This is a genomic window from uncultured Cyclobacterium sp., from assembly GCF_963977555.1.
GTDB lineage: Bacteria > Bacteroidota > Bacteroidia > Cytophagales > Cyclobacteriaceae > Cyclobacterium.
This window is the reverse complement of record NZ_CAXBPD010000010.1, coordinates 119,423-143,888: the sequence shown is the minus strand read 5'-3', so window position 1 is coordinate 143,888 and position 24,466 is coordinate 119,423. Positions and strand designations below refer to the sequence as shown.

General features: G+C 38.1%; 18 protein-coding genes. 14 read left to right on the top strand and 4 right to left on the bottom strand.

Annotated elements, in window-relative coordinates; genetic code table 11:
• Positions 1-108: 108 nt before the first annotated feature.
• The 7 genes from AAC073_RS14175 (at position 109) to AAC073_RS14145 (ending at position 10,100) form a co-directional block, all read left to right on the top strand.
• Entirely contained in the window at positions 109-2,436 is a 2,328-nt protein-coding gene (locus tag AAC073_RS14175; RefSeq protein ID WP_339924439.1) for a helix-turn-helix domain-containing protein, read from the top strand.
• 109 nt (positions 2,437-2,545) lie between these two features.
• Positions 2,546-3,577, top strand: a complete 1,032-nt coding sequence (locus tag AAC073_RS14170; RefSeq protein WP_339924438.1) for an NAD(P)-dependent alcohol dehydrogenase — start codon at positions 2,546-2,548, stop codon at positions 3,575-3,577.
• 12 nt (positions 3,578-3,589) lie between these two features.
• Positions 3,590-4,621 (top strand): serine hydrolase domain-containing protein, encoded by a 1,032-nt coding sequence (locus AAC073_RS14165; protein WP_339924437.1) that lies wholly within the window; start codon positions 3,590-3,592, stop codon positions 4,619-4,621.
• A 283-nt stretch (positions 4,622-4,904) separates the two neighbouring features.
• Positions 4,905-6,488 (top strand): serine hydrolase, encoded by a 1,584-nt coding sequence (locus AAC073_RS14160; protein WP_339924436.1) that lies wholly within the window; start codon positions 4,905-4,907, stop codon positions 6,486-6,488.
• Positions 6,489-6,661: 173 nt separating this feature from the next.
• Positions 6,662-8,578, top strand: coding sequence for a glycoside hydrolase family 97 N-terminal domain-containing protein (locus tag AAC073_RS14155; RefSeq protein ID WP_339924435.1), 1,917 nt, complete (start codon positions 6,662-6,664; stop codon positions 8,576-8,578).
• 136 nt (positions 8,579-8,714) lie between these two features.
• Complete coding sequence (locus AAC073_RS14150) at positions 8,715-9,530, top strand: helix-turn-helix domain-containing protein (RefSeq protein ID WP_339924434.1); 816 nt, start codon at positions 8,715-8,717, stop codon at positions 9,528-9,530.
• 75 nt (positions 9,531-9,605) lie between these two features.
• The gene (locus tag AAC073_RS14145; RefSeq protein WP_339924433.1) at positions 9,606-10,100 is read left to right on the top strand and encodes a VOC family protein; all 495 of its coding nucleotides are present in this window, start codon (positions 9,606-9,608) and stop codon (positions 10,098-10,100) included.
• Between the two features lie 114 nt (positions 10,101-10,214).
• Here AAC073_RS14145 and AAC073_RS14140 read toward each other — a convergent pair whose 3' ends face one another.
• Entirely contained in the window at positions 10,215-11,351 is a 1,137-nt protein-coding gene (locus AAC073_RS14140; protein ID WP_339924432.1) for a DEAD/DEAH box helicase, read from the bottom strand.
• Between the two features lie 449 nt (positions 11,352-11,800).
• On the opposite strand from AAC073_RS14140, the gene AAC073_RS14135 reads away from it, so the two are divergent.
• The 4 genes from AAC073_RS14135 to AAC073_RS14120 all read left to right on the top strand — a co-directional run bounded on the left by AAC073_RS14135 (position 11,801) and on the right by AAC073_RS14120 (position 13,895).
• Positions 11,801-12,187 carry a VOC family protein gene (locus AAC073_RS14135; protein ID WP_339924431.1) on the top strand — a complete coding sequence of 129 codons (387 nt, stop codon included), beginning with the start codon at positions 11,801-11,803 and terminating at the stop codon, positions 12,185-12,187.
• Positions 12,184-12,789 carry a DapH/DapD/GlmU-related protein gene (locus AAC073_RS14130; protein ID WP_339924430.1) on the top strand — a complete coding sequence of 202 codons (606 nt, stop codon included), beginning with the start codon at positions 12,184-12,186 and terminating at the stop codon, positions 12,787-12,789. Before AAC073_RS14135 ends, AAC073_RS14130 begins: the two co-directional genes overlap by 4 nt.
• Before the next feature lie 63 nt (positions 12,790-12,852).
• Complete coding sequence (locus tag AAC073_RS14125; RefSeq protein ID WP_339924429.1) at positions 12,853-13,488, top strand: MOSC domain-containing protein; 636 nt, start codon at positions 12,853-12,855, stop codon at positions 13,486-13,488.
• A gap of 155 nt (positions 13,489-13,643) precedes the next feature.
• Positions 13,644-13,895: a hypothetical protein gene (locus tag AAC073_RS14120; RefSeq protein ID WP_339924428.1), complete on the top strand. Its 252-nt coding sequence runs from the start codon at positions 13,644-13,646 to the stop codon at positions 13,893-13,895.
• A gap of 59 nt (positions 13,896-13,954) precedes the next feature.
• Here AAC073_RS14120 and AAC073_RS14115 read toward each other — a convergent pair whose 3' ends face one another.
• Genes AAC073_RS14115 through AAC073_RS14105 form a run of 3 tightly spaced genes read right to left on the bottom strand, consistent with a single transcriptional unit; the run spans position 13,955 to position 17,110 of the window.
• Positions 13,955-14,830, bottom strand: a complete 876-nt coding sequence (locus AAC073_RS14115; protein WP_339924427.1) for a bile acid:sodium symporter family protein — start codon at positions 14,828-14,830, stop codon at positions 13,955-13,957.
• Between the two features lie 44 nt (positions 14,831-14,874).
• Positions 14,875-16,152, bottom strand: a complete 1,278-nt coding sequence (locus AAC073_RS14110; RefSeq protein ID WP_339924426.1) for an ADP-ribosylglycohydrolase family protein — start codon at positions 16,150-16,152, stop codon at positions 14,875-14,877.
• Positions 16,139-17,110 carry a phosphotransferase gene (locus AAC073_RS14105; RefSeq protein WP_339924425.1) on the bottom strand — a complete coding sequence of 324 codons (972 nt, stop codon included), beginning with the start codon at positions 17,108-17,110 and terminating at the stop codon, positions 16,139-16,141. The genes AAC073_RS14110 and AAC073_RS14105 overlap by 14 nt, the downstream gene beginning before the upstream one ends.
• 131 nt (positions 17,111-17,241) lie before the next feature.
• Between AAC073_RS14105 and AAC073_RS14100 the strand changes: the two genes are divergently transcribed.
• The 3 genes from AAC073_RS14100 (at position 17,242) to AAC073_RS14090 (ending at position 24,458) form a co-directional block, all read left to right on the top strand.
• A complete protein-coding gene (locus AAC073_RS14100) occupies positions 17,242-20,193 on the top strand; it encodes an FAD-linked oxidase C-terminal domain-containing protein (protein ID WP_339924424.1) in 2,952 nt (983 codons plus the stop codon).
• Positions 20,194-20,441: 248 nt separating this feature from the next.
• Complete coding sequence (locus tag AAC073_RS14095; RefSeq protein WP_339924423.1) at positions 20,442-21,050, top strand: sigma-70 family RNA polymerase sigma factor; 609 nt, start codon at positions 20,442-20,444, stop codon at positions 21,048-21,050.
• 303 nt (positions 21,051-21,353) lie between these two features.
• On the top strand, positions 21,354-24,458 hold the full coding sequence (locus AAC073_RS14090) for a TonB-dependent receptor (protein WP_339924422.1): 3,105 nt from the start codon (positions 21,354-21,356) through the stop codon (positions 24,456-24,458).
• Positions 24,459-24,466 lie beyond the last annotated feature (8 nt).

The window sequence follows — 24,466 nt, the reverse complement described above, 5'->3', positions numbered from 1 at the left end:
GCTGATTTTTTGGTTTTTATTACTATTTTTAAAGATAATAATAAGAGTAAGCTTTCAACGCCTACTTTACATAGCAATTGGATCCCTAATATTCAGAAGAAAAAATCAATGAAAGATAAGGTTACACGCCAATTGGCTGCGGTCATGTTTACAGATATCGTTGGTTATACAGCACTGATGCAAAAAGATGAGGAAGTAGCAGTGGGGACCAGGACCCGGCACCGGGAGGTTTTCGAAAGCCTACATACAAGTCACAATGGGGAAATCATACAGTATTATGGAGATGGTACACTTAGTGTTTTCAAAAGTGCCATTGAGGCAACAAACTGCGCCATCCAAATCCAGAAGCTTTTACAAGAAGGTAATCCAGTACCGGTGCGGATAGGTTTGCACTTGGGTGATATTGTATACAGTGAAACCGAAGTGTATGGGGACGGTGTGAATTTCGCTTCACGCATTGAAAGCATGAGCGTGGCAGGAGGCATTCTATTGTCTGATAAATTAAACGATGAGCTAAAAAACCATCCTACTATTGCTACAACTTCACTTGGTCATTTTGAACTTAAGAATATTATAAAGCCCGTTGAGGTATTTGCAGTTTGCAATGAGGGAATTAAAGTGCCCGAAGTGCAAGAATTAAAAGGTAAGCAAAAATCGGCCTATAAAACAATTGCAGTTTTGCCTTTTGCAAATAGGAGTACGAGTGCTGAAAATGAATATTTTAGTGATGGCATAACGGAAGAGATCATCAATGCTTTGGCGAAAATTAAGCGTCTGAAAGTTACTTCCAGAACTTCTTCTTTCTTCTTCAAAAATAAAAATGTTCCAATTAAACAAATAGCGAAAGAGTTGGATGTTTCTGCTATTCTTGAAGGGAGTGTTCGTTTGGCTGGCGATACAATGAGGATTACTGCTCAGTTAATCCAAACAGAAGAAGACTTTCATTTTTGGTCAGAAACTTGGGACAGGAAACTGGAGAATATTTTTGAGGTTCAAGACGAAATTAGTCTATTAATAGCGGATAAGTTGAGAGAGCATTTTGGACACTTTGAAATTAGTGAACACTTGGTCACCAAACCCACGAACAGTATCAGCGCCTATGAATACTGCCTAAAAGCAAAATTTTTCGTGAATAAGTGGAACCCGAATGATGTAGAAACGGGCATTTCCTATTATGATAAAGCGCTGAAAATTGACGAAAACTATTCTGAGGCCTTGATTGGAAAAGCGGACTGTTATAGTTTTTTAGGTACTACTGGATTTATGCCATTTGAGGAAGCCTGGGAGAAAACAATTCAATTTACAAATCAAGCAATTGCTTTAAACAATCAATCGTCAGGTGTTTATTATCAATTGGCCAATCAAGCTTTTTTTATAGCTTGTGATTTTACCGAATCGCTTACACAAATGAATAAAGCGATAACCGTCAAACCTAATAATGCCGATGCGCATCAATTTGTATCCTTTTTATACATCATTGCAGGCAGGAAGGATAAAGCACTAATTCATCTTGATAAAGCACTTAGCATCAATCCACTTTCGGATGAAACACATTTTTTTAGAGCGTATGTTCATTATATGATTGGTGATTATGCGGTTTCCTTGGAAATGCTAAATCGTTGTTTGTCCAGTAATGATAAAAATATCCCTGCGCACTCCATAAAAACATTGTGTCTATTAAAGTTAGAAAATTACGAAGAGGTAATCAACTACTTTGATACTGTACCTGAAGATGCCATTGTTGAAGGAGAAAAAATGGGTGCGATTGCATTGGCTTTTGCATTGAAAAAAGATAAAACCAATTCTTCACGTTATTTAAAATTGCTAGAAGAACAAGCCAAAGCGCCCAATGGGTTTACTGCAAACTCGTATTTATTTTTGATGCATGTGGTTCTTGGGGATTTTGATAAGGCATTTGCATGGGTGGACAAGGCCCTTCAAAATAAGTCATCTTTATTGATGCTGCGTTATACAGATCCTTTGGCTAATACATTGCGAAAAGATTCAAGGTATTGGAAATATCATAAAATAATTTATCCCAATAGCAATGATGAGCTACCAATGGCTACCAAAAAGGCTTTGTTAGATGAAGAAGCTGCAAGCAATTACAAAGGCCGCTTATTAACGCTTTTTGATGCAGAGAAACCCTACCTGGATAGTGATTTGTCCCTAAGGTCATTAGCGGGTGAATTAGATATGCATCCGAACCAACTTTCCTGGCTGCTCAATGAGAGTATTGGTAAAAATTTTAACGAGTTTGTCAATCACTATCGAGTAGAAGCTTTTAAGGAAATTGCGAATGACCCTAAAAATTCCCACTTGTCTCTTATAGGCTTGGCTTATGATAGTGGGTTTAATTCTAAAACTGTTTTTAACACCTATTTTAAAAAGGAAACAGGTTTAACGCCAAAGCAGTTTCTTAAAAGTCAGAATTAGAGAGGTTTATAATAGGTTCGGATTTATAATCGCGAACATTTTATCAAAACCGCCGGCTTATTTTTGTTTCATTATTAAAATTTAATCTTTAATGTCAAAAACACTAATAATGAAAGCAGTAATAAGCACGGGTTATGGATCAGCAGAGGTTCTTCAAGTACAAGAAGTGGTTAAACCTATTCCTAAGGAAAATGAAATTTTGATAAAAGTTTACGCAGCTTCTGTTACCAGAGCCGGAAGTATGATGCGTACAGGCAAGCCATATATTGGGCGCTTGTTCTTAGGCCTGTTTAAACCGAAGAATCCCATTCCAGGAACTGGCTTTGCCGGAGTGGTAGAAGCAGCAGGAGATGCGGTAAGGACTTTTAAGGTAGGTGACCGAGTTTTTGGTGAGTCCTTAGTAATCTACGGCACACAAGCTGAGTACTTATGTCTTCCCGAAGATGGTTTAATTACCACTATACCTCATAATATGACTTTTGAAGAAGCCGCACCCGTTTGTGATGGGCCATTAACCTCCATTAATTTCCTAAAGGAGCTGGCTGAAATAAAACCAGGCCAAAAAGTTTTGATCAATGGTGCTTCTGGAAGCTTAGGAACTGCTGCAGTACAGCTTGCCAAATACTATGGTGCTGAGGTAACAGGAATTTGTAGCAGCACAAATATTGAAATGGTCAAGTCTTTAGGTGCCGATCATGTTATTGACTACACGAAACAAAACTTTCCTAACATAGAGCAAACCTATGACATTATCTATGACACCATTGGGCAGCTGTCATTTTCAACCTGTAAAGGCTCCCTGACCGAGAGGGGAGTATATGTTTCACCAGTACTGGGCATGCCGCTCCTTTTTCAAATGTTACGGACTTCAATATTCGGAAGTAAGAAAGCAAAATTTTCAGCTACCGGGATAAGACCCGTTCCTGAACTTAAAATGCTATTTGAGGAAGTAAAAGAGATCATTGAAGCAGGAAAATTAAAATCAATCATGGATAGGAGCTATCCCTTGGAACAAGTAGGGAATGCCCATAGGTATATTGATAAAGGGCACAAGAGAGGGAATGTAGTTTTGACAATGGAACATAAATCAGACAAATTCCCGATGGCAAAACGGCAAATTAATAAAAGCCAATCGGCCTGAAATAGTAGGACTATGAAACGGACAAAACAAATACTCCGAATAGTATTTATCCTTGCCAGCATAGGCTCTTTAGCTTTCGTACCATGGATTTTGGTAAAGGCTTGGATAGTACCATTACCGGAAACAATTCAAGAGCAGTTAAACGAAGGAATTGATCATGGCTTTGATGGCATGGTTGTCTATGTGGATGAAGCAGGCCAGCCACCAGCATTTTATACAGCTGGCTGGCATGACCGGAAAAAGAAAATTCCTGCCCGCCCAGATGCCTTATTCAAGATTGCCAGTATTGGCAAATTATACGTCGCTGTTGCAATCGCGAAATTGGCTAATGCCAAACGCTTGTCTTTGGACAATACGCTTGCTGATTACTTCCCTGAACTTAAGGGGAAGATTGAATATGCAGAAAAAATTACTTTGAAATTAATGGTGCAACACCGATCGGGTATACCCAACTTTATCGACAATCCTGCTTATTGGGAAAATCGACCGAATTTCAATAAGGAAGCACTTGAATTAGCCATTGAATTGCCGGCTAGTTTTGAACCAGGTGAAGAATATGAATATTCGAACACCAATTACCTGTTGCTTACCCAAATCATTGACAAGGTGGTAGGGTATAACCATAATCAATATATTAAAGAGGAGATTTTGATACCTCTTGAGCTAAACAATACTTTTGCGTCCCTTACTGAAGTGAACATAGACGATGTAATGAGTGGCTATTACGTGGGAGAAGAGGAAGATTTTAAAACGGAGGAGCAGGGCATGTTAGCTACTGCTTCCGACGTAGGCATATTCTTGAGAGCCTTAAACGATGGTTCATTGTTTGATGAGGGGGAACAAGAAATCTATTCCTCAATTTACGTGTATGAACATACAGGTTTGATAGTTGGCTATCAGAGCATTGCAAAATACCACGAAGACATTGATACGGTTGTTATTCAGTTTAACAATACAACTAATTTTGATGGATACGACTGGAATTTGGCAGAAATCATGTACAGTCGGATAGTGAAAATTGTAAGGAAGAAAAAAAGTGAGTAGTGGTGAATATTAGGGTATAAGAACACTTTTTATATTTATAGGAGTGCGAATTAAGACTATCTTAAAAAAAACAAACAAAATCGTCAATTCGAACCCTTTTGTGAGTGGTTGAGGTGGGAAAAGCTGTGGTAGTTCCACCTTGCTCGACGATTTGATACTTTTGAAGATTAAAACAAGTAATCAGCTAATAATTTAGCTTAAATTGTTAGACTTCGCTATTTTTAATATATCATAAGCTAAACAATTTGGTTTAGCTGAGCCACTAAGACCAAACATGTCAAATATGAAATCCTTAAATTGTTACCTTATATACTGTTGTTTAGGAGCAATTGTCTTGTCTTGTAGCAAACAACAATCACCTGATCCGAAAGCTGAAAACTCTTTTAAGGCCTATTCTGAAACGTATAAAAATCCTGTTTTTGAAGCTGATGATAGGATTGAAAAAATTAAAAGCATTGCTCCTGAAATACAGAATTTAATAGAAATTCATGCAAAGGCTGAAAATATACCGGGCATTGCTTTTGGAATTGTTGCAGATGACCAGTTAGTGATATCAGATGCTACTGGATTAATAAATATTGGGTTGGGGTCACCTGCGACGCCCTTGTCATCATTTAGAATAGCATCAATGACTAAAAGTTTTACTGCTATGGCCATAATGAAACTTAAGGAAGATGGAAAGCTGGCATTAAGTGATCCAGTTAGCAAGTATATTCCTGAAATGGCTACATTGGAATACCTGACCAATGATGCGCCCATTATTGATATTGAAAGCCTGTTAACCATGACGGCTGGTTTTCCGGAGGACAATGCCTGGGGAGATCGGCAATTAGATGAGCCTGATCAAATGTTGAAAAATCTCCTTAGTGAAGGGGTCTCTTTTTCCAATGTACCTTCTTACGAATTTGAATACAGCAATACTGGTTATGCACTTCTGGGAAACATAATTTCACGTATATCTGGTATTCCTTACCAAGACTATATTAGCATGAATCTCTTTGAACCTCTGGGGATGCATCAAACATATTGGGAATACGATAGTGTTCCATCCGGGCAATTGGCCATGGGGTACCGTTGGGAAGACGAACAGTGGAAATTAGAACCCATGCTTCATGATGGAGCTTATGGCGCAATGGGTGGGTTAATTACTTCTATCGAAGATTTTAGTAAATATGTCAGTTTTAACCTTTCCGCATGGCCTCCAAGAAGTGATGAAGACAATGGGCCTATAAAAAGGCATTCCTTAAGAGAGATGCAAACACCACAGTACTCAACTTTGTATGCAAATGAAATGGACTTTAATGGAGATCCCTGTGCCAATATTTCAGGATATGGTTTTGGGCTTGGTATAACAACATTTTGCAATAATTTAAAGGAAGTTGGTCATGGAGGAGCTCTTCCAGGTTTTGGAAGTAATTATCGGTTCTACCCCGAATATGGTATTGGTATAATGGCTTTTTGTAACCTGACCTACACAAGTCCATGGCCTTATAGATCGATTGGTAAATTACTTTTTGAAACCTTAGCATTAGCGCCAAGACAGCTTCCTGTTTCAACTATTCTTAGAAAACGACAAGCACAAATAGTTCAATTGATTCAGCATTGGGACAATGAGCTGGAGGCTGAAATATTGGCAGAGAACTTTTACCTTGATAAATCCAGAGAAGAACGCTTGAAAAAAATAAATAATGTTTTGGATAAAGCTGGATCTATTGGGAATTCAGTTGCTTTTGAGCCAATGAATCAGCTGAGAGGAACCTTTACTTTACAAGCAGAGAAAGGTATCATTAGGATCTTTTTTTCGCTAACACCGGAAAAAAAAGCAAAAGTGCAACAACTTGACATTGCTTTTGAACCAAACGAATGAATTTGAGTCTATTATTTAGAAAAAAATATGTACAGGCATATTGCGAAAACACTTTGGAAAAAAGAGGATAGTAGTAGATTTTACAACAAAAAAATGATGATGAAAATCAATCTATTCTTAATTAAAGAAAGAGATGTATGGAAAATTGATTTCATTAAAGAAAATCAGTAACTATGAAAATTAAGATTTCGGTAATATTGTTTTTATTGGGTCTAGTATCCTGTTCAAAACAAACTGATTTTCAGCTTTTTTCGCCAGATGGTGAGCTGAAAGTAAACATTTCAAATGGTAATAATTCCAGCGTTTTTACTGTAATTAATGGTTCGGATACCCTTCTTGAATCTTCCATTATAGGTTTAAAGATAAACGGTATAAGTTTTGTCGAAAATGTAAGAGTTAGCGACTTTGAAAAGACCGAAATTAATGAGACTTGGGAAACTATAAATGGTAAACAAGCGACGGTTAATAACCATTATAATGCGTATAAATTCAAAGTTGCTAAAGCCTCGGAGTCAGCTCTTTCTTACGAGATAGTTTTCAGGGTTTATGACAAAGGTTTTGCCTATCGGTATGTCTTCCCCTCCGAAGCCATTCAAGACAGTATCAAAATTGATCAGGAATTAACCAGCTTTAATTTCAAGGCTGACTATACCTATTGGGCCTACGATGGAGAGAAACACAATTTAGGACCTGTTTCTAGGACTGAAAATAGTAATAAAGAAGTTAGAACCCCATTTGTTATGCAATTTCATGACAATAGTTTTATGGCCATACATGAAGCTGAAATCACTGAATTTGCTCCTTTTTCTATGGCTGCTTCTACCAATGACAGCTCACTCGGTTTCAATAATGCCTATTCAAAACGCTACCAACCTTTTAAGACCTCATGGAGGGCTTTTATGTTAGGGGGGAAGGTGGGTGATTTGGTTGAATCTGACTTGCTGGTGAATCTAAATGAACCCAGTAAAAATCAAGACTTTTCATGGGTAAAGCCGGGTAAATCTCTGTGGGATTGGCGTGTTTTGGGTTACAAAGCGGCGGATGGTTTCGAATATAAATTGAACACCGAATCCCATAAAAGAATGATTGATTTCGCTGCTGAAAACAATTTTCAGTACTTATTAATTGATGCTGATTGGTATGGGGATGAGTTCAATGAAAGCTCTGATCCTACGACAACGAGAGAAGGAATTGACATTGTAGCATGTATGCAATATGCAGCAGAAAAAAACATAGGGATCATCCTTTATTTAAATGATGTGGGGGCTAAAAAATTTGGCTTAGAGCGGGTTTTGAAACAGTTTTCAGAATGGGGAGCCATTGGGGTGAAATATGGTTTTATGAAAGGCGGGCCAGAAGAAAAGGTGAAGAATACCAGCGCCATTGTAGCAATGTGTGCCAAATATAAATTAATGGTAGACTTTCATGACAATCCCATTCCCCCAAGTGGTGATAGACGAACATGGCCCAACCTTATTACCAAAGAATTTGGTCATGCTCAGGGTGATGCCAAATATTCTCATTTTCCCGAAACAGCTGTCAATCAAGTTTTAATTAACCAGATAGCAGGGCCTTTGGATATGACCAATGGATGGTTTGACTTAAATAGTGCCCATGTGGGTAGGCCTAAAGTTTTCGAGGAGCTACCAGGAACTGTGGTGGCAGAAGTAGCCAAGCTTATTACCATTTATTCAGGATGGATGGTATTGCCTGATAGCCCTGAAGCCTATTTGAAAAAGGAAGATTTGTTTGACTGTATTCGGAAAATGCCAGGACAATTTGATGGTTTTAAAGTGTTGGATGCAGTGCTGGATAATTATGTGAGCATCGCCAGAAAAGCTGGGGATGATTGGTTTATTGGCTCATTGACCAATCGAGAAGCCCGCTCCATAACATTGGATTTAAGCTTTTTGTCGAAGGATGAAAAATACGAGGCAATCCTTTATGAGGATGCCGAAAATTCTAATTTCCTTACCGATAAAGAATCTTATTCTATACGGCAACAGCCAGTTGATGCCAATACCAAACTTACCGTACGTCTGGCTGAAGGAGGTGGAAATGTTGTGTATATTAAAAAGTTATCTAATTAACGGGGATGCCGAAATGCGAAGATAGAAATGTTCGCATGGTCTTTAGATAATAATGTAAATAAGCAGAGATTATAGATTCAAAAAAATTTGTAGTAAATCCCTACCCATCGAGCAGCTTAAAAACCTTAGGTAAGCCATGAACTACCAAACATTTCAACCTCATCCAGATTTACAAGCACTTGTAAATTGCTATTGGTCCTTGGAAGTCCGAGCTGAAAAGGACCCGCAAAAACAAAGAATTGTACCTGATGGCTGCATTGAAATGGCATTTATCCTGGGAGATGATATAAAACGCTATACTTCTGAAAGTGAATTTATTATTCAGCCTCGTGCAATGGTGCTAGGGCAGACCATAGCACCTTTTTATATTGAGCCAACAGGTTATGTCAATACTTTTGCGATTCGATTTTACCCTTATGGGTTTGCTAACTTCGTAAACATCCCGATTAAAAACCTTGTAAATAAGGAAACGCCACTTGAAGTTTTGTTTGGTGAAAAGGACGCCATTTCCTTAGAAAAAAAGATGATTGAGGCAAGCGACAGTAAGGAACGAATAGGGATAATTGAGAGGTTTCTTTTAGATAAGATGAATGAAAAAACAACTATTGATATTATCGTAAAATCGACAATTGAGGCCCTGTTATTAACTAATGGAAGTGCTTCAATAGGTGCAATTCTTAAAGGGGATCTATCCAAAAGGAGACAACTTGAAAGAAATTTTTTGAAACAAATAGGTGTTAGCCCAAAGCAGTTAGGTAAAGTAATCCGTTTACAAACGGCATTAAAAATGTTGCTCAACAAAGAGACGGAAAACCTCACCAATATCGCTTATGAAAGTGAGTATTTTGACCAAGCCCATTTTATAAAAGATTTTAAAGCGTTTACCGGAATCAATCCGAAAAAGTTTTTAAGCAATGAAAGTATGGCACTTTCTGCCCTTTTCTACAAATAGGCTAGGTGACGCATTTTTACAATTTTGGTACCTACAAGTATTCTAAATTCGTATTGTCAACTTAATTAGGTCAATATGAACAAGGTCATACTTTATTCAGCTACCCTACTATTCTTTAGTATGATGGCATGCAACAACCAAAACGATTCCAAAACCGAAACAATATCGGTGGACACTCACGTAAATCAAAAGACAAACGATATGAAAAGCCATGTTTCAATTTTTGAAATTCCAGCAACGGATATTTCACGAGCAGTAGATTTTTATCAAGCTATTTTAGGCATTCCCATCGAGAAAATGGAAATGCAGGGGGTGGAAATGGGGGTGTTTCCGTATGAAGATCAAATGGTTACCGGCGTTATAATGAAAGGAGAGGGTTACAAGCCTTCGGCGGAGGGTACTACCTTATATCTTAATGGGGGGGACAACCTTCATAGTATTCTTAATAAGGTCGAGGAAAATGGAGGGAAAATTATTGTTCCCAAAACTGCTCATGCAGATGACAGCGGTTTTTTTGCCTTGTTTTTAGATACGGAAGGAAACAAGCTAGGGCTGCATTCGCCTCATTAAATAGCTCTAATATAGGTACATTGTGTTAAAATAAGAACGGTTCGGGTGATAATCCGAACCGTTATTGTATTTAATTTAGTACATTTCTACTGACTTTAATTAGTCACAACAGGGTTAAAAATCCATTGTTTCGCTGTCCACCATATCGATATAGCGCTTCATTTTCTTGAGAATGACTTTGAAATGATGTGTTTCATCCCTTGTTACAAAAGTAATGGCCAACCCCTCAGTTTTGGCTCTCCCTGTACGACCCACTCGGTGAACAAAGTCCTTTGGGGACCTTGGCAATTCATAATTGATAACATATGGAAGTTCTAGAAAATCTATTCCTCTAGAGATCAAGTCTGTAGCAACCAATACTTGTAGTTTCCCAGATTTAAAATCCTCCAAGGCCTTCAATCTAGCATGTTGACTTTTCTTCCCATGAATTGAATCGGCTTCAAATCCATTGTTATAAAGCTTTCTAGCTACTGCATCTGCTTTAACGCCAGAAGAGGTAAACACCAAAACCTGGCTCATGTCATTTTCTTTGAGCAAGTGTCTTAGCAAAGGACCTTTGCGGTCATCGCTAACAAAATAGCCGGATAAATTTATTAGTTCCACGTCCTCAGGACTGTCTTTAATCTCAACTACTTCTGGATTTGAGAGCAAAACGCGGTTGATTCCAGCCAACTGATCACTTAATGTTGCCGAAAACAACATGTTTTGCTTTTTGCTAGGTAAAAGTTCGAAGATCTCTTGCATTTCTTTTTCGAAACCCAGATTTAACATCTTATCCGCTTCGTCCAGCACCAATGTTTCCACTTTGGATAGGTCTATAGCACTGGACCTTTGCAAGTCTAGTAAGCGTCCAGGGGTGGCAATTAATATATCTACGCCGAAAATAGCTTTCATTTGAGGGTTGATAGATACACCTCCATAGATGGCCATCGATTTGATCGGATGAGGTAGTTTGTGGGACAATTCTTTAAATACTTCGACAACCTGAATCGCCAGTTCTCGAGAAGGAACTAGCACCAGAACTTTGGGCTGTCTACTTTTTTCAACTGCAGGGCCATAGGCCATTTTGTTCAAAATTGGCGCCACATAACTAACTGTCTTTCCTGAGCCTGTTTTAGCGATGCCTAGTAAATCCCGTCCTTTGATTAACACAGGAATGGCTTGAGCTTGAATAGGAGTAGGGCTCTCGTATCCCAGAGAAGTAATATTGGAAAGTATCGAAGGATGGAGTTTGAGTTTTACAAAAGACATGTTCAAATTTATATTTAAGGACTTGTGGCTTAAATCATACTATAATGATATCAAAATTAAAGAAAATCCTTCAAGAAGTAATCTTTTACTATCCGTGAAGTTAAAGGTAATTGTTTGGAAAAGTAAGGTTAATCCTATGCTTTTCAATTACTTGATAGTAATGGGGGTTTAAATTTTATTTTTAGAATAAGGAGAGAAATTCACTATAACAATAATTAAATCAGCCAACATTGACGTTGCCTGGCAGGTCAATCACAATTAGGGATTTTAGTAGAAGGGAGAACTGTCTCGTTTATTGATTATGGTAAGAAACTATGTAAAAATGTTTTCAAGTAGGTGACAATACTTTTAAATCCTCTAAATTAGTAATGTATAAAGGATTGAACGCTGCTTAGCAGCAGCTATTTAACTGTTTTGTTCATAACCTTCAAAAACCAACGACATAAAAAGTGAAAATCGAAAAGCTACACCACATTGCAATAATCTGTTCCGACTACCATAAGTCTAAAAAGTTCTACACAGGTGTTTTGGGATTTACGATCGACAAAGAGATTTATAGAGAGGAAAGACAATCCTATAAACTGGACCTTTCCTTAAATGGGGACTATTTAATTGAACTATTCTCTTTTCCCGACCCGCCCAAAAGACCCTCAAGACCTGAGGCTAATGGGTTGAGGCATATTGCTTTTGGAGTAAAGGATATAAACGAGGCAATTGAATATTTGAAATTAAAGGAGGTAATAGCAGAAGCGGTTCGAATAGATGAGTTCACGAATAAGAAGTTCACCTTTATCGCTGACCCCGACAATTTGCCAATTGAATTTTATGAAGTATGATAAATATTGAGGGTTATATTAATGGATTTAATTTGCTTTTTCCTCAAACACTAGACATGCAACCCTGGGAGTTCATTAATGACTTGGAAAGCATAATTAATGAACGAATGTCCAAATTATCAACTGAATATAGAATTGAAAATAATATAGCAATACATAAAACGGCAACATTAGAACAAGGTGCAATATTGAAGGGGAGTGTGATCATTTCAGAAAATTGTTTCGTTGGCGCGAATTCCTACTTTAGAGGGCCTATTTATTTAGGTAAATCTGTTAAAATTGGTCCAGGTTCAGAAATCAAACAATCTATAATTCTAGACAACTCAGCGATTGCCCACTTTAACTATATTGGAAACAGCATTATAGGTAAAAATATTAATTTTGAAGCAGGTTCAATTTGTGCCAACCACTTTAATGAAAGGCAAAATAAAACTATTTTCATAAAGTATAAAGGACAGTTAATTGACACCAAAACGGGAAAATTCGGGTCATTGGTTGGCGACAATTCCAAAATTGGTGCCAATGCAGTATTGTCTCCAGGTTCAATTTTAGAAGTAAATAGTATCGTCAAAAGACTCGAATTAATTGAACAAATAAAATGAATAAAAGGGCCAAGCCCTTTTATTCAACCACTATAAATAGCAATTTATTGAAATTAGCGCCTTATGAAAATAATCTCAACGAATATTGGAACACCAACTACCTTCCTTTGGAAAGGTAAAGAAGAAACAACTGGCATCTATAAGAAGCCTACAAATGAACCACTTTATCTAACTAAAAACGATGTTTTAGGAGATGAGATTTCCAATCGATTGAATCATGGAGGCTATTATAAAGCATGCTATTTGTTCTCAGCTGCGCAATATCCGTACTGGAAAAATTTGTATCCGCATCTAGACTGGTCCTGGGGCATGTTTGGGGAAAACTTAACTGTAGCCAATTTTGATGAAAGAGAAGTATTTCTGGGTGCCATTTATAAGGTGGGGGATGCCATCGTTCAGGTTTCCCAGTACCGGGAACCCTGCTACAAATTTGGACATAGATTTGGGACCCAAAAAGTGCTGAAGCAATTTATTGAACATGGTTTTGGGGGTACTTATGTAAGCATTCTAGAAGAAGGACATGTTGCAATTGACGACGATTTTATCATGGTAGAGCGACCAGAAAACAGTTTAACGGTAGCAGCACTATTCCAACTGGTGTTCGCCAAAGAAAAGAACCAGCAAATGCTCAAAATTTCAGCAAAGAGCAAAGCAATTCCTCCTAAAAAGAGGATATGGCTGAGCACATTTATAAAATAAATTGGGTTGTATAATCAAAAGAGTAAGTAGTAAACTTTAAAAAAACTGCCTTTGCACCTGCCATAAATATTTTCTAATACCTTAAATAACATTATATTACAGCTAGTAAGGCATTTAACTATGAATATTTTAGGATCCCTTCACTTTAAATTCACATGATGCAAGAAACTAAAAAATACGATGGATTTTATATTGGAGGATTGGTCGCCATACTTTTGGCCAGTTATTTTTCATGGACGATTTTCTTTTTATTCCTAAGCCTTATTTTGTATCCAATCGGGATAATCCTTGTTTTGCTTTCAAGAAAGAAGTGGTGGATAAAAGTGCTCACAATATTTTTACCATTGTCCTTTACCTTACCTACGGCTACTGTACTGAGTGATTTTATTGAAAGTTTAATTTCTTGAGAAAGGAGATATTTCTCCCAATATTATAGCCTTAGGAGCTGGAGCAATCTAGCTCTATTTTAATTCCCCACCAACGCAGGTTTTTCTTTATTGCCGAGAAATACGACTACCAATATGGAGGCAATAAACATGATCAAGCTGTAAATTACGACAGGAATTACCATGGCGGAATTTTGCAGCAGCGTGGCCGCAATCATAATGCCCAAGGTTCCATTCTGAATTCCTGATTCTATGCTTATTGATACTTGCTGCTTGTAAGGCAATGCGAAGAGTTTGGCTAAGAGAAAGGCAAAACCGAAAGTGAGCACATTTAGGATCAAAGTAACTGGGCCCGCCTCTGCAAAAAAGCCCACAATATTGTCTTTTTCTTTGAACAAAGCTCCACCAACGATTACCACAAAGAAAACGATAGAAGCAATTCTTACTGTCTTATCTGCTTTCAGAGAAAGAGTTGGCCATTGATGTTTTAGAAACATGCCAATCGCCACAGGAATTAAGGTTACACCGGTTATTTGTACTATGGTTTCTAAGACCGGCAGGGCAACACTTCCTTCTTCACCAAAATAGGTAATAGAATAATTGATAAACAAAGGTATGGTAACGATAGTAATGACGGAACTAAGGGCAGTGAGGCTGATTGAAAGGGCCGTGTCTCCTTTGCAAAGATGGGTGATCATATTAGAAGTAGGGCCACCGGGACAACTGGCTATGATCATAACCCCTACAGCCATCGATCCACTAAGGCCAAAACCTAGGATAAGTAAAAAACCCAAAATTGGCAACATAATCAGTTGACAAAAAAGCCCCAGACCAATGGCTTTGGGAGAAACGAAAATGTTTTTAAAGTCTTTAAGGCTTAGGGTAAGTCCCATGCCTAGCATAATAAAGGCAAGTGCTAATGGTAAAAATACAGCGGTAAATACGTTGCTTTCCATAGTTGTTATTTTGGGTTTTTATAGACTTAAATACTGTAACTATTTCAATCAGGCCATATGTAGAGGGACTGAATGTTTTGAAAATGTTTATCTGACATTTTTTCAAGGTCGATATCTAAATGCGTTTTATTAACCGCAATGACTTTCTCGCGCATGTCTTTTGGGAGGTTTTCATAGCCATGAAAAGCACCCAAAATTGCCCCAGCTATGGCAGCTGTTGTATCATTGTCCCTTCCATAGTTTGTAAGAAAAACCAAGGTTTCCGTAAACTTAAAGTCACTGAACAACATCGCGGTTAATACCTGTAGGTGTATCTCTGCGGCGTGAAATGGCATGTCCTGTTGTTTCTGATCGAGCAGTTTATAAGCCCTAAGAATGCTGTCTTCGGGAATGACCGAACCATCACTTGTAGTGTTTGCAATTGTTGAACTATCTTTGGCTTCTAATACAATGGATCGGGCAAGTTCTAAAACCCTATAACTGCTTCGCCCTACCAGTCGGCTTGAAAAATAGCCTTCAGGATCTACCTCTCTCAATACGTTCAAAACCTGATTTTGATCTCCACTGGCAGTCATTGCTGCTGCGGTCATTGCTGCTGAAAGGGAACTAATGTCTTTGGCCAAGCCCAAATCAAAAATGCTCAATTCAAATGCCTGCTTGTAAGCCTCCTCAGGTTGTCCGGGGAACATTAATCCAATAGCAGGTGAATAGAGTAATCCTGCACAAACCATTTCACCCCCGTAAAATTTACCCAATGCTTTATGATAGTCCCGCAGGTTATTTGATTGGTAAGAAAGTGAAACTTTGTACCATTCTTGTAACCACAATACTTTAAGATTAACAGACTCAAGTGCCAAGGTTTGCTCCGGTTTCAGAGGTTTGATGGCGTCGAAATATTGCTCGTAGTCTTTTATAATGTGCTTAGAAAATGACTGGGCATCAAGTTTTAGACTATTCTCACCCACCATATAATCCACCAACAAAGATTTCCACCTGGTATCATCTGTAGTACCTCCCGCTGGGAGGTTGGCTTTCCAAATTCCTTCTGGAGAAACCTCCCTTACCATGGAGTCCAAGCCTGTGATCCAACCATAAGTTTTTTGGATGTCTTCTCTTGCCCACATTTCTGTAGGAGCTCCCATGGCATCGCCTATGGCACTTCCTACCAATAGCCCTTTAATTTTATCAGAAAGCTCCGATTTGGATAACTCAGCGATGATTAAGTTTGTCTTTTTAGGCTCGATTGAAGATTTTTTCTCCTCTTTGCAAGACCAAACTAAACAGCTTATTAAGACCCCAATCCAAAGGCTAAATTTTTTCATTGACAATTAAGTTTATGGCATAAGTTGCCAGTTCTTTTTTCTTAACCAATGACAAAAATAAGGGCAGTTGTGCTAAACCAAAGAGTCGGCGCAGTATTTCAGCACCTGTAAACTGTGCCAAAAGCGCATTGTTGAGTGGATAGCTCTTAATGATTCGCTGAAGTTCATTTTCCGAAGTTCCAGCCATTTTTAAGTGCGCCAACATGATTGCTAAATCAAATTCAGGATCGCCAAGGAAAGAAAATTCAGTATCAATGATTTTTAATCCCCTTCCAGTTTCAAACCAGCTTCCAGGATAGAAATCACCATGGATAAGCACCTTACCGGGACGCAAGTATATTTCCCCTAATAGCTGTATTTTTTCTATTAAAGTAGGATTGTTTTTTACGATGGCGGATAATTCCTGCAAGCCCACCTGAACATCATCTAAGTCAAAGCCATTGTCTGAAAGATAGGGGAATACAAAAATGTGACGGTGATTCAATTTTCTCATTTCCTGATTGCTGGGAAAATCAGGGACTGGCAATTGATGCAGCCTCTTTAAATAGGTCAACATCAGGTCGACAACTCCATCTTTAAGGATAGATTTTTCATCGTAAAGCCATAAAAAATCACCTCCCAAGTCCAGGAATTCTAAAGCCAAAAGGTTAGAATCCTTTTCGAAACCTAATATTTCTGGAGAAAAGTTGGCCAGCAAATTGTCCTTGTTTATGGCATTGTAATATTTGTATTCAATTTCAATACGCTCCAAAGGAGCAGGTATATGTGGATATTTGGCCACAAAAGGGCGGGATTGTTTTAAAATAAAGGTGCGTTTATTTGTTTTTATAGTTAGGGTAACGTTCATATTTCCTTCCCCTGCCTTGAAAGAATCTAATACATCTTCCTTGGCTTGAAGCATTCCAATTTTTTTCAGAAAAGCGATTTGAGTCACATCAAGTGGTGCTTTGATAAACATCCTGTTGGTTTTTATTAAGAAATACCTTTCAATGCACAAATTAGAAATCAAATTGTTAACAAAGGTCATTTTCCTTGAATAAATTCTTGCTCCTAGTTCTTTTCTAGCATTAACTGTTTTATTTTTGGGCCATGAGTAAAACAATCAAAGACAGTCCTCTTTTGAGCCAATTATCGCTTGAATTGGATGGTGAGCTGCACTACGATAGTTTGATGAAAACTTTGTATGCCACTGATGCTTCAGTGTACCGGTCGCTACCTACAGCAGTGGCCTTACCAAAAAGTCATTCCGACATCAAGAAACTGATTCATTTCGCCAATTCTAATGGGCTTTCATTGATTCCGAGAACAGCAGGAACCTCTCTTGCTGGTCAATGTGTAGGAGATGGAATAGTTGTGGATGTTTCCAAATATTTGAATAAAATTATAGAGTTTAATAAAGAAGAAGGTTGGGTAAGGGTTCAACCGGGAGTTGTTCGAAATGAGTTGAACAATTACCTAAAAGAATACGGTTATTTTTTTAGTCCAATTACGAGTACGGCCACCCGCGCAATGATTGGGGGAATGGTTGGGAATAATAGTTGTGGAACCACTTCCATCGTTTATGGCAGTACCAGAGAACATGTACTTGAACTCAAAGTATTGTTAAGTGATGGGTCAGAAACTGTTTTCAAATCCATGACTCCTGATGATTTTGAGCTTAAATGCAAAGAAGATAGTCTGGAAGGTGAGCTTTATAGGCATGTGCGGGAAGAGTTAAGTCAACCTGAAATCCAGAACAATATCAGAGAACACTTTCCTAAGGAAAGTATTCACCGGAGAAACACTGGTTATGCCTTGGATTACTTGCTGGAGTCTCAGCTATTTTCTGAAAAAGAGGCTCAATTTGATTTTTGTAAATTGTTGTGTGGTTCTGAAGGTACGCTAGCGATTACTACAGAGATAAAGATTCACCTTGACCCACTTCCTGATCCTTTTGATATAGTGGTTGCGGCCCATTTTGATACAATCCATGATAGCATGAAAGCGGCGCAGGTAGCCATGAAGGAAAAACCTACTGCTGTGGAATTGATGGACAAAATCATTCTGGATTGTACCAAAGAAAATGTGGAACAAAGTCGAAACAGGGACTTTGTGGAAGGTGATCCCATGGCTATATTGATGGTTGAATTTAGAGGAAAAACCATAGAGGAAGCCAGGGCCCAAGGCCAGCAATTTATATTGGCCTTGAAAAATGCGGGATTGGGGTATGCTTATCCAGTAATAGGGCCGGAAAGAACGAGTAGTGCCTGGGAACTTAGAAGTGCAGGTTTAGGCCTTTTGGCCAATATTCCCGGAGATAAAAAGGCCGTTGCTTGCATTGAAGATACGGCGGTGGACATTGATGATTTAGCAGATTATATTGACGAATTTGCAAAAGTTATAAAAGATTTTGGTCAGCAGCCGGTATATTATGCGCATGCCGGAGCCGGGGAAATTCACCTACGTCCTATTCTTGACTTAAAGAAGTCCAAAGACGTAGAAGAGTTTTACAAAATCAGTGAAGCAAGTGCTAAACTCGTTAAAAAATACAATGGATCATTAAGTGGTGAGCATGGTGATGGCAGGGTAAGGGCAGCATTTATCCCATTAATGGTAGGTGATGAAAATTACGCGCTTTTTAAACGATTAAAAGCCAAGTGGGATCCAAAAGGTATTTTTAACCCTGGAAAAATAGTAGATGCCCCCCCTATGAATTCCTCCCTTAGGTACGAGCCTGACTTGCCAAAGAGAGAACATAACACCAAATTTGATTTTAGCCAAGTAGGAGGAATTCTCCAAATGGCCGAAAAATGCAATGGCTCTGGGGATTGCAGAAAATTACCTAATTCTGGGGGAGGTACCATGTGCCCAAGTTATCAAGCTACTCGCTATGAAAAAGATACGACTAGAGGTAGAGCAAATACTTTGCGTGAGTTCCTAACCAAAAGTGACAAGAGCAATCCATTTGACCATCCTGAAATCAAAGAAGTCATGGACCTCTGTCTTTCTTGCAAGGGCTGTACTTCAGAATGTCCTTCCAATGTAGACATGGCCACCATCAAAGCTGAGTTTCAGTACCAATATTTTAAATCCAATCCAGTTCCATTACGTTCCAAAGCATTTACCTATATTAATTCTTTGAATGAACTTGGTAGTATGGTTCCAGGCATAACAAATTTCTTTTTATCCAATGGCGTCACTGGTGGTCTTATGAAAAAAGTGCTTGGGGTAGCTCCAGCAAGGCATTTGCCTACTTTGAGTCCTCAATCCCTTCGAAAATGGTACAAGAAAAATTATGCGGACCTTACTGGTAAACCAGTAATTAAATCCGTTTATTTCTTTTGCGATGAATTTACAAATCACAATGATACCCTTACAGGGATTAAAGCCATAAAGTTACTTCGGCACCTGGGATATGAAGTGAAGATGGTAGACCATGTTGAGAGTGGGAGAGGAGCAATGTCTAAGGGCTTGCTCGACCATGCCCAAAAAATGGCAGATAAAAATGTGGAAATATTCTCTTCATTATTAACGGCTGAAAGTCCGCTGTTGGGCATTGAACCGTCAGCTATTCTTAGTTTTAGAGATGAATATCCTAGACTGGTAAGTGCTAATTTGAAAGAAAAGGCAAAATCTATTAAATTTCACTGTGAGTTGGTAGATGAGTTTTTGGCCAAAGAAGCCATAGCAGGCAATATAAAATCAGAAAGTTTTACCAAAGAAACCCGGAAAATAAAGCTCCATGGACATTGTCATCAAAAGGCATTGTCTTCTGTCAATTATTCTAAGAAAATACTGGAATTACCGCAAAACTACCAAGTGAGTGTCATCCCTTCAGGATGTTGTGGAATGGCAGGCTCTTTCGGTTACGAAAAGGAGCATTATGAATTAAGTATGCAGATTGGTGAAATGGTTCTTTTTCCAGCGGTTAGAGCGGCCGGTCAGGAAGATTTAATTGCTGCCCCTGGCACAAGTTGTCGTCATCAGATAGCAGATGGAACAGGAAAAAAAGCCAGCCATCCTGTCGAAATTTTATTTGATGCTGCAGGCCTAAAAGAATAATAAGTTTAAGCTCAACCGGGCAAATTGCTGTCCGGTTGAGTTGGCTATTGTTGAAGCATAATAATTTGAACTAGACCACATGGTTTTTAAAGATTTTGTGATCAATTTTTTTTGTATTATTTTTATAAATAAAACTAATTTTTCAGGATTTAACCAAATAACTTATATACTAACCGTTACACAAAATAATCCTTGTAGGAAAAGCTAATTTTGGCTATTATTGAAAACATTATTTTCAATAACCCAAAATGAACCCAATTAGCAAAAACAGTCCAGGCTTGGAACCCAATTTTTATTGGGACCTGTTGATGCAGGGTGACCGGCAGGGGTTAGCAGGACTTTACAAAGAATTTATTAAAACACTTTTTAATTATGGGTTAGGGCTGGTAAAGGATGAAGATTTTATTCAAGATTGTATTCAGGAAGTTTTTATAGATTTATGGAAGTACCACAAATCTTTAGGAAAAGCTGAAAATGTCAAAGCATACCTTGTCAGGGCTTTATCTCATAAAATTTACAGGGAAAGCAAGCATAAATCCATTGCGAAGACTGAACCATGGCAAGATGGATTAGCCAATACCATGGTGGTGGAATCCATTGAAAGTGAAATGATCGGTATTCAAAGGGAAAAGAACCTGCAATTCAAATTGGCCAAAGGATTGGATAAGTTACCAATGCGACAAAAACAGGTAATTCACCTACTGTTTTTTGAGCAAATTTCTTATGAAGAAATTTCAAAAATGATGGGTATAAATCTTCGATCAGTATATACCCTTGCCTGGAAAGCCATTGCTAATCTTAAAAAATACCTCGTTTCAGGAGTTCTAATTTTTGCAGTTGTTCTTCAGTTCTATTAATGGTATTGAAAGAATGGATCGTGTTACCTACTCTTTGATCCACTACAATAAATTGAAATTCATTTGTTCCATGACGTACATATCAAAATCCTAGAACCTTATTTTAAGCATCACAAAGCGATCTAATTGATTTCGAGTAATGGCTAAATATCACTACAATTTCTTTACAAATAACAGAATAATTCTTTCACCCAATACTGTAATACCTGCCTATGTGAAAAATTAAAAAACAAAAACAGCAGCGAAAAATTTCCAATAGCTAATGGATTTAATTAATTGACTACCCAAAATAATGTAACTAAAATGCAAAAACACTTACTAAATGGTTTGAACAATACCTTCATGCTATTTGCGCTTTTTTTCATTCTTCTACCTCTCGGTACAAACGATTTACTGGCAAATTCGAGGAATGATTTCATTAAAGAGACTCCAAATAACCTTGAGAATGTTAAAAGCTTTTTTGGCTTAAGTTTGGCTAATACCCAAGCTGTACGCGTAAATATAACTGGGGTTATTACAGATGAGAATGGTGATCCTATGCCAGGGGCAACGATCACAGTTGAAAATAGTACCCAAGGAACAGTTTCTGATATTGATGGAAATTTCTCTCTCGATGTAGAAAAAGGAACTACACTAGTGGTTTCCTTTATTGGTTATACGACCAAGAGGATTCAAGTAGGAAATCAGACCCAAATCAATATTTTAATGGAACTGGACGATACATCACTTGAAGAAGTGGTGGTGGTAGGCTATGGTACTCAAAAGAAAAGGGATGTTACCGGATCTGTGGTAAGGGCAGATATTGAGGCTTTTCGAGAGTCGCCTAATGTTAACCTTGCCCAATCTCTACAAGGATCTGTTCCAGGCTTAAATGTAGGACAGGTCAATAGAGCGGGGGAGAATCCTTCTATTTCAGTAAGAGGAAGGACGACACTAAGTGGCAATCAAAGTGTTTTGATTGTTGTAGATGGAATTATTTTCACGGGGAGTATGGGGGATTTAAATCCTACAGACATTGAATCCGTTGATGTTTTGAAGGATGCAAGCAGTATGGCCATTTTTGGTGCCCAGGCTGCAAATGGAGTGATCATGATCACCACAAAAAGTGGTAAAGTAGCGCAAAAGCCTATTTTTAATTATACGGGTACGGTCACCACCCAAACACCAACCAATAGGCCGAAATTATTGGATAGGGATGGTTTTTTACAAAAAGTCAGGGATCAGGATTGGCCTCAATCTTATTTGGCACCTGATTATACGCAACCGAACCCCGACTACAATGTTGCGGCTTTGTTTGAACCTACTTTATATGCAGGTTTCGAAAATGGCACCAACTTCGATTGGTGGGATGCAGCAACGCAAACGGGATTAATCAACAATCATAATTTAAGTGTTAGAGGAGCTTCAGAAGCTACTTCTTATTATATTTCTACTGGGTATACCAAACAAGAAGGCTTTATATTGAATGACCAATATGAAAGGGTTACTGCCAGGATCAATTTGGATCATCAAATATTGGATTGGTTTAGATTTGGTGTTCAAACATTCGGTTCATTTGCTGACAATTCTGGTGAAATTCCTGCTTTAAGCCAAATTACCACCATGCCTCCATTGGTGACGCCTTATGATGAGAATGGAAATGTGATTCTCAATCCTGACGGAGCCATTCGTGCCAACCCGTTTTTAAGCCCATTGTCCAATGATTTTGATAAGACCAATACTTTATTTGCGAATGTGTATATGGATATAGAAATCCCTTTCATAGAAGGATTAAAATACCGTGTTAACTTCGGTAACAATTACAACTGGAGAAGGCATTACAGAAGCAATGTATATGGAGCAGGTGCTGCAGGTGAGGCCTTTAAAAGGAATTACAGCAAATACGACTGGACCCTGGATAATATTGTAACTTATCGCAAAAGTTTCAATAACAACCACAACCTGGACCTGACAATGGTGGTAGGTCGTAGGGAGCTTAAATATGAAAGTACAGAGGCCAATGGGACCAATTATTCCAATCTTAGTTTAGGATACAATGACTTAAGTTTAGGACAGCTTCAGTTAATAAACTCCAGTGCCTGGGATGAGAGTTATGTTTACCAGACGGTAAGAGCTAATTATGATTTCAGTAGCAAATACATGCTGACAGCAACTGTTAGAAGGGATGGTTTTTCGGGTTTTTCAAAAAATAATAAATTTGGAATTTTTCCTTCTTTAGGTGTAGGATGGGTGATAAGTGAGGAAAGTTTTATGGAAGAATCCATCCTAAATTACCTTAAATTTAGAGGCTCCTATGGTACCAATGGAAACCTTACCAGTAGGTATTCTTCACTTGCCAGAGTATCCATTTATCCAGCCTATGTTTTCGGAAATGGAGGGAGTACGGTCTTTGGACAAACTGTAAACACCTTGGCCAATTCAAATCTAGCATGGGAAACTACTACAGGGTATAATTTTGGTTTCGATTTCTCCGTATTGCAAGATCGGTTTTCTGGTACTTTAGATTATTACCAAAACACTACCAATGATTTGCTTTACGACATTAATATTCCTGAGATTACTGGATTTTCAAGCATTTCTACTAATGTAGGAGAAATTGCCAATAGAGGAATTGAATTTGTTTTAAGGGGGGATGTCATGGAGAAAGGTGAATTCAATTGGAATGCTAGTTTCAATATAGCTTCAAATAGAAATAGAATCGTTTCTTTATTAGGTCTGGACGCCGATGGTGATGGGCAAGAGGATGATTTAATTGGTAGTGATTTGTTTATTGATGAATCCATCAATTCTATTTACGATTATGAATCTGCTGGAATAATCCAGCTAGGAGAAGAGGCCCCTCAGGGATTCTTTGTAGGAACACACGAAATAATTGATCAAAACGGGGATGGAGTAGTGGATGCGCTTGATCGGGTTATTAGAGGTAGAGAAGAACCCGCCTATAACTTCGGAATACTTAATGAATTCAATTATAAAAACTTCACCTTCAGGTTTTTCATTAATTCCATCCAAGGGGGTAAAAATGGTTATTTAGGTTTGAATAACCCAAATTTTGGGCAGTCAGACAATGCCAGGAGAAACAATTATTTTGTGGATTACGATTATTGGACTCCGTCCAATCCAACAGCAAGGTACAGAGGTCAAGATCAAGAAGCGGGCATAGAGTACAGGTATTATGGAGACAGAAGTTTTGTACGTCTTCAAGATGTATCGCTTTCCTATCGTCTAAATAAGGATTTAATAGTTGAGAAATTAGGACTTCAAGGTGTCAAATTTTTTATAAGTGGAAAAAATTTAGCAACCTGGACAAGTTGGGAAGGATGGGATCCAGAGACAGGTAGTGGTCTTCAACAATCTGGATTGCCCGTGATGAAAGGGTATTCCTTAGGTTTGGATGTTAGTTTTTAATTCTAATT

Coding starts and splice junctions, on each gene's coding strand:
- AAC073_RS14175 (WP_339924439.1), top strand. CDS start 109: ATGAAAGATAAGGTTACACGCCAATTGGCTGCGGTCATGTTTACAGAT.
- AAC073_RS14090 (WP_339924422.1), top strand. CDS start 21,354: ATGCAAAAACACTTACTAAATGGTTTGAACAATACCTTCATGCTATTT.
- AAC073_RS14115 (WP_339924427.1), bottom strand. CDS start 14,830: ATGGAAAGCAACGTATTTACCGCTGTATTTTTACCATTAGCACTTGCC.
- AAC073_RS14170 (WP_339924438.1), top strand. CDS start 2,546: ATGAAAGCAGTAATAAGCACGGGTTATGGATCAGCAGAGGTTCTTCAA.
- AAC073_RS14130 (WP_339924430.1), top strand. CDS start 12,184: ATGATAAATATTGAGGGTTATATTAATGGATTTAATTTGCTTTTTCCT.
- AAC073_RS14155 (WP_339924435.1), top strand. CDS start 6,662: ATGAAAATTAAGATTTCGGTAATATTGTTTTTATTGGGTCTAGTATCC.
- AAC073_RS14120 (WP_339924428.1), top strand. CDS start 13,644: ATGATGCAAGAAACTAAAAAATACGATGGATTTTATATTGGAGGATTG.
- AAC073_RS14160 (WP_339924436.1), top strand. CDS start 4,905: ATGAAATCCTTAAATTGTTACCTTATATACTGTTGTTTAGGAGCAATT.
- AAC073_RS14125 (WP_339924429.1), top strand. CDS start 12,853: ATGAAAATAATCTCAACGAATATTGGAACACCAACTACCTTCCTTTGG.
- AAC073_RS14110 (WP_339924426.1), bottom strand. CDS start 16,152: ATGAAAAAATTTAGCCTTTGGATTGGGGTCTTAATAAGCTGTTTAGTT.
- AAC073_RS14100 (WP_339924424.1), top strand. CDS start 17,242: ATGAGTAAAACAATCAAAGACAGTCCTCTTTTGAGCCAATTATCGCTT.
- AAC073_RS14145 (WP_339924433.1), top strand. CDS start 9,606: ATGAACAAGGTCATACTTTATTCAGCTACCCTACTATTCTTTAGTATG.
- AAC073_RS14165 (WP_339924437.1), top strand. CDS start 3,590: ATGAAACGGACAAAACAAATACTCCGAATAGTATTTATCCTTGCCAGC.
- AAC073_RS14095 (WP_339924423.1), top strand. CDS start 20,442: ATGAACCCAATTAGCAAAAACAGTCCAGGCTTGGAACCCAATTTTTAT.
- AAC073_RS14140 (WP_339924432.1), bottom strand. CDS start 11,351: ATGTCTTTTGTAAAACTCAAACTCCATCCTTCGATACTTTCCAATATT.
- AAC073_RS14105 (WP_339924425.1), bottom strand. CDS start 17,110: ATGTTTATCAAAGCACCACTTGATGTGACTCAAATCGCTTTTCTGAAA.
- AAC073_RS14150 (WP_339924434.1), top strand. CDS start 8,715: ATGAACTACCAAACATTTCAACCTCATCCAGATTTACAAGCACTTGTA.